This is a genomic window from Vibrio sp. E150_011 (genome assembly GCF_053544015.1).
Window position 1 is genome coordinate 22,159 of sequence record NZ_JBHFOL010000032.1, and the last position, 6,434, is coordinate 28,592.

3 protein-coding genes and 1 pseudogene are annotated in these 6,434 nt (G+C 42.6%); 2 read left to right on the forward strand and 2 right to left on the reverse strand.

Features of this window, described 5'->3' with window-relative positions:
- Positions 1-29: 29 nt before the first annotated feature.
- Both ACE1OE_RS23820 and ACE1OE_RS23825 read right to left on the reverse strand, forming a co-directional pair.
- Positions 30-509 carry a DUF1097 domain-containing protein gene (locus ACE1OE_RS23820; protein ID WP_449212471.1) on the reverse strand — a complete coding sequence of 160 codons (480 nt, stop codon included), beginning with the start codon at positions 507-509 and terminating at the stop codon, positions 30-32.
- 126 nt (positions 510-635) lie between these two features.
- The gene (locus tag ACE1OE_RS23825; protein ID WP_449212472.1) at positions 636-1,541 is read right to left on the reverse strand and encodes a LysR substrate-binding domain-containing protein; all 906 of its coding nucleotides are present in this window, start codon (positions 1,539-1,541) and stop codon (positions 636-638) included.
- A 367-nt stretch (positions 1,542-1,908) separates the two neighbouring features.
- Here ACE1OE_RS23825 and focA point away from each other — a divergent pair, with 367 nt between their 5' ends.
- Both focA and ACE1OE_RS23835 read left to right on the forward strand, forming a co-directional pair.
- On the forward strand, positions 1,909-3,357 hold the full coding sequence (gene focA / locus ACE1OE_RS23830; RefSeq protein ID WP_372061921.1) for a formate transporter FocA: 1,449 nt from the start codon (positions 1,909-1,911) through the stop codon (positions 3,355-3,357).
- Between the two features lie 1,160 nt (positions 3,358-4,517).
- A pseudogene (locus ACE1OE_RS23835) lies at positions 4,518-5,042 on the forward strand (CBS domain-containing protein); the annotation flags it as partial.
- Positions 5,043-6,434: the final 1,392 nt, after the last annotated feature.

Consider the following 6,434-nt stretch of genomic DNA (forward strand, 5'->3'; position numbering starts at 1 on the left):
CGGTAGCGGATTAAGGTACCGTTATCTCATTAATTATCTTCCACAAGCCCGTCTCGCTTCGGTGCTAGATTCGCATGCAGCCACAAACCGCTCGATTTCATTGCAAAACCAAACAAACCACCTAAAACAAGTGATGGAATCACTAACTGCCAGTTTCCGTTTGCAGCGAAGGTAGCGCAAGCACCAATAAAGGTTCCTGGGATATAAGCAAGCCAAGCACGCTTGGCTTGAAAGCACATAAAAAACGACACTAAGGCGGTAAGTACATAGCCTGCAATCTCGAGGTTGATCAGCGAAGAGCCATGAATAATAACTAATGCCCACGCTACGCCGGATAAGTTAGTGACTAAGCTCAATGCTAGCCCTTTTGCACCATCGGTAGGAGAAGCAAAATAGCTGGTACACCCTAGAAAACCGGCCCAAGATAACAAGCCAAAGGAAATAGCGGTCCACCCCCATAACCCAGAAAGAAGACCTGTCGTGATGGAAATAGCGATAAGTTGACTCATAAAGTGGCACCAGCTGCATTAAACTGATGCCACAATAACCAAATCAAACCCAAACGTAAGTGATCGGGAGCACATTACATCAAAGTTCATTTCATTAATTGCATGTAAAATTAGAGGTAAGTCACACTAAAGTACTGATGGGCGTCCTTTCATCATTCTTAACCCTTCACGTTTAACACATTCAGCCAATGGGTTTTCTGTCATATCTGCGCGCCAGATAAACGATAATGTTCGCTCCATATCGAGCTCTGGCACATTAAGGGCAACGAGGTGACCGGATTCGATAAACTGCTCAACATCTAGATAAGGCAAACACGTTAGATATTGACCATTCGCCACCATACTTCGTAATACAGGTACGTGCTCGTATTCACGCCATACATCCAAATCAGCAATAAGATGATTAATAGAGCTATCAAAAATCTTACGCGTACCTGAACCATGCTCGCGTAATACCCAGCGCGCCTGTTCTAGTTGAGATAAGCTGACTTTATCTCTTCTCGCAAACGGATGATGGGCGGCTGCAACCACGGTAAGGTGGTCTCGACACCATGTTTCTTGATGGACACGGTTATCATCACAACGACCTTCAATTACGCCTAAGTCATACTTGTATTCCAATATACCCTCTATTACCGAGTCGGTACTTTGGACGCCTAACGTAATACGCATTTCTGGAAAATCATTGTCAATTGCACTGATAAGGTCAGGCACTAGATGCTCAGCGGGTGTTTGGCTTGCACCAAGCTTTAACTCGCCGCTGAGTAGATGCTGTTCATAAAACCCCATTTCAATTTGTTGGGCATCTTGTAACAGACGTTTGGCTTTTGGTCTTAGCCAGACTCCCCAATGAGTGAGAGCCATTTGTTTGCCTTGTCTTTCAAAAAGAGGTCGGCCGAGCATTTTTTCCAATTGTGCTAACGACATACTGGTAGCTGATTGAGTTAAAGACAACCTGTCCGCAGCTTGACTAACACTACCGCTGTCGGCGACAGCGTCGAATACGGCAAGTTGTTTGAGTGAGTACCGCATGATGATCCTTTTCTAACGCTCATAAATTAATGTTTGTTTAAACACGCTTTATCTTACTGATATCAAGTTTTCTTAGCAAAACCTTTGGCTACATCAGCCTGTTCAGTAATCCAGCATCACTGCGCATTGCATTGCTTATCAATTGCAAATGAAACCAATGCCTTATTACGCCGCCCCCCTATTCTACCTAGTGAACAATACTTATCAATAAATTTGATGTGGATATTAAAAATTATCAATTTTACCTCTAGCACCAAATGGCTTTAATCTAGATTCGAACACGGCAAGTAGCCTTGTTTTCGCAAATAGATTAAAGCGTTATGAAATGAGCGACCGACTAAACACACTAAAAGGAAAGGAGTAATTAATGGCAACTTCCAACTCCGATAATCAGCTCTTGTTCTCACCTATCGAAATGATGGCTGAGGCGGAGAAGTTTGCATTAAGTAAAGCAAAGAAAACCAGTGGTATGACAATGAGCCTTGCCATTATGGCAGGTGCCTTCATCGGACTCGCGTTTTTGTTCTATATCACGGTGACAACGGGTAGTGCAGATGCAGGATGGGGACTCAGCCGTTTAGCCGGTGGCCTTGCATTCAGTATGGGACTCATTTTAATCGTCATCTGTGGCGGTGAACTGTTTACTAGCTCAGTACTTTCCAGCATCTCCTGGGCAAACAAACAAATTAGCTTTAGTAAAATGATTTCAATTTGGGGCAAGGTTTATGTCGGCAACTTCATTGGTGCGATGTTCCTGCTACTGATTGTATCTGCTGCTGGCTTGTATCAAATGGACAACGGTGAATGGGGCTTAAATGCGCTAAATATCGCACAACATAAACTGCACCATTCTTGGGTTCAAGCCTTTGCTCTTGGCGTACTTTGTAACCTGTTAGTTTGTCTTGCGATTTGGTTAACGTTTAGCTCTGCTAATGCCATGACAAAAGCAGCCATGACCATCCTACCTGTTGCCATGTTCGTTAGTAGTGGTTTCGAGCACTGCGTTGCTAACATGTTCATGGTGCCGCTAGGCATTGTTATTCAAAATTTCGCACCTGCTGAATTCTGGACAACAGTAGGTATTAATGCGAGTCATTTTAGTGACTTAACTGCTTCTAACTTTGTTCTCAATAACCTAATACCAGTAACGCTCGGTAACATCATCGGTGGTGCTGTCCTTGTTGGACTTGCTAACTGGAGTATTTATCGCAGACCACAACTAAAAGCGGCCAACGTATCCGCTATCACACAAACCGCCACCTTAATGTCAGTAAAGGAAACCGCTATGGACAACACTATTATTGTAAAAGAAATCATGAACGACCAACCTATCACGCTAAGTGCTGAGATGCTGACATCTGTCGCATTAGACACATTGCTAGACCACAACTTAACTAGCGCACCGGTTGTCAATATTGAGGGCCGCATGGTTGGATTCTTCTCTGTTCACGATGTGATGGTGGATCTATGGTGTGAGAACTATATCCCTAAAGCAGGACAAAAGGTTGTAGACCTAATGAATCGCGACGTCGTCGCCATCCATGTCAACGAAAAGCTTGTTGATGTTGCAGAGTATCTTTGCATCGACAAAGAGCAATTATACCCAACATCGTCAATGGGAATTGCCACAAGCTATTCAACGCTTTCATTAGAAGAGCGTGCAAAAACAATGAAAGTCAGTAAACCCCATGTTCTTCCTGTACTCGACAACGGTACGTTAGTCGGTGTGCTATCACGCGGAGACGTTATGAAAGCGATTCGCCCTGTTTATGGCGACCGCCTCAATATCGTAGAGCGCACGCTAGAAACGGCGTAACGCTCAATGATTAAAAAGTTTTTGGTTGGAAAATAAGTCGTTTGGCCAAAAAAGCCCCAGTGTCATCACTGGGGCTACCCTATTTTGAAATCCTGTAAATAATACTCACCAGCGCTATCTTCCCCAACATGCATCATTATCATCCCCCCCTTCACCACCTTTTCATACTGGCGTCCAAAGATGGGTTTAAGAGTCCTTTAATCCAACACATAAAGCTAGGCTATAACTATAGCGATGTAATCTATCACTTAGATCTTGCCCATGTTTACTATGGGACTTAACTCATTGAAACAGCCTGTATTGGTCAATTCAGAATAATCCATTAGACTATTCTCACTCTGCCAGGCTAGTCGGCCACTGTGTTCTTACTCTAAAGCGACTAGCTTTAGCATTTGGTATTTCAATACAGACACAGACGCAACTACTTAGCTACTTAGCTACTTAGCTACTTAGCTACTTAGCAAGCATTAACGAAACGATTATTAGATCACGCAAACCAGTTTAATAACGGCCTCAGCGCGTAGAATAAACCACGCAGCACCTTACGGTTATCACCTCGTTCAAGCATTGCCTGCGCTCATCTTATCTCAGCAGCTTCGTACCGATTTTTTGCCACGTCCTCTTCATAAACAACAGGCATTGCGATGTAAGTACACCCAACTACCGACTTTTCCACCTACCATGTACCGATATTCCCCATGCATCTCAATAATCTGCTTGATGGCTAAGCGGGTACCTTTCTCGAATATCAATGCCGAGTCTCGTAATGAAAATACATAGCTCTAAAAATACTTAGCGCTATTGCCGATTAGATACACCGCCGATTAGCGGGACATATCAATTAAATTTCTGACACATAGCCAGCAAATTCCCCTGTATAAATTCCAACCAAATCAGAGACCTGCTTATCTTTTATTTTTTCAATAACACTCACACCAGAAAACGTAAGTGATTGTTTTTAAGTGAAATTAAATCATATCAAACTTTCTGATTTTGATAATAAATATTATCAATTTTACGCAACGGTACGATTGCACTTAATCTAGATACCAACACGGCAGAGACCGAAAACAAGAACCAGTACAACACGATACTGACTATGAAAAACACTCGGTTTGACTCACACACTTATTATTGTCTTCAGGGGTAACATTATGAAAAATATCACCGTTAAACAAATCATGAACAACCAGCCAATCACACTTAGCACAGAAACGATCACTTCAGTTGCGCTGGATACCCTACTAGATAATAACTTAACGAGCGCACCCGTTATCGACGACAACCTTCGCCTTATCGGCTTTCTATCCGTACACGATGTTATGGTCGATTTATGGTGTGAAAACTACATTCCGCAAGAAGAACAAAAAGTCGTCGACATCATGAATAGAAACGTGGTGTCAATCAGCTCTAAAGAGACACTCGTTAATGTTATTGAGGCATTAAGCATCGACAAAGAACAACTTTTCCCAACGACATCGATGGGATACGCCACCAGCATGACCACACTGTCTTTAGAAGAACGCGCTAAAGCAATGAAAGTGGCTAAACCACAAGTCCTTCCCGTTCTAGAAGACGGTAAGTTAGTTGGCAGCATTTCTAGATTGGAAGTCATGAGAGCAGTACGCCCTGCTTATGGTAACCGTTTAAACGTCGTCAATACTGACGACCGCGCAACCGCGTAATCAATGATTCAATAGTTTTTGGTTGGAAAATAAGTCGTTTGGCCAAAAAAAGCCCCGGTGTAAAAACCGGGGCTACCTTCGTTTGGGTAGCGGCTGAAACCAGAGAACAAAATAGTTCGATCAGGATGTTATTCTTTAAACCATCAAAATTAAGCTGGCATCTTCGTGCAAGCGAGGAACTCCCAAAGCGGATGTCGCACTTAAAATTGGGTAGTGACCTGATAGCTCAAAGTAACGCTTTACACACATAATTAGTCCTAAGCTAACAATTTTTTGAACATAAACGGTTTAGTTTCCTTTTTCCTCCAACCAACAACATTCGTCATTCTCACGAAAGTGAGGATCTCACAAAGCGCGTAGACAATTGAAAAAATTCGATTAAGTTAAATACATCGAGTTCGCAACGCGCTGAATGAGATCCCCTTTTTCAAGGGGATGACGGTTCTTGTGATTGGTTTAAAACAAAAAATGAAGCAAATCTGAGCTAGCCTCACCAGCTAGCTCGAAGTTGGACAAAAACGGTTTAGTTTCCTTTTTCCTCCAACCAACCACATTCGTCATCCTCACGAAAGTGAGGATCTCACAAAGCGCGTAGACAATTGAAAAAATTTGATTAAGTTAAATACTTCGAGTTCGCAACGCGCTGAATGAGATCCCCTTTTTCAAGGGGATGACGGTTAGTTTTATTTGTCGGGCAGTAACATGCCAGAATTTATTCTGCGTTTATGAAAACCGAACGGGCACATTTTGGGACATAAACAGTTTAGGTTCCTTTTTTCTCCAACTAACAACATTCGTCATCCTCATGAAAGTGAGGATCTCTTACAGAGTGTAGGTAATTGAAAAACTACGACTAAGTCACGTAAATAGGTTTTACAACGCGCTGAATGAGATCCCCTTTTCCAAGGTGATGACGGTTCTTGTGATTGGTTTGAAACAAAGAATGGGGCAAAAGTATTTTAGCTTGCCTGCCCCGCCCGACTTGCTGTAGCCCAAAAGCAGTCAGTCTTTAGATAAACGATCAGACTTTGTAGGAACTGAAAAAACGTCTTGCCCTCCCGCAACTGACATCACCATCTTCTTTTTATTACCCTATACCCTTGCTTCCTCTAGACAGTTACCGTTTATTCTTATTACATTACCAAATCAAAAATGAATTATCGTGACGCAATAGTGGTATCAATCGCTTGAGGTTCCCCTAGGGACAACCTTTATACTCAAGTTCTACTTCACAATGGACATTGGGTATGCGCATTTATCTCGTCATCACAGCACTCTTACTATCCCTTACCTCATTTACCGCAACCAGTAATGACGCCAGCCGTGCCGAATTGGGCCAACAAAAGTCTCCAAGTTGTGTTTTTTGTCATGTACCTTATGGAAAGCCGACAC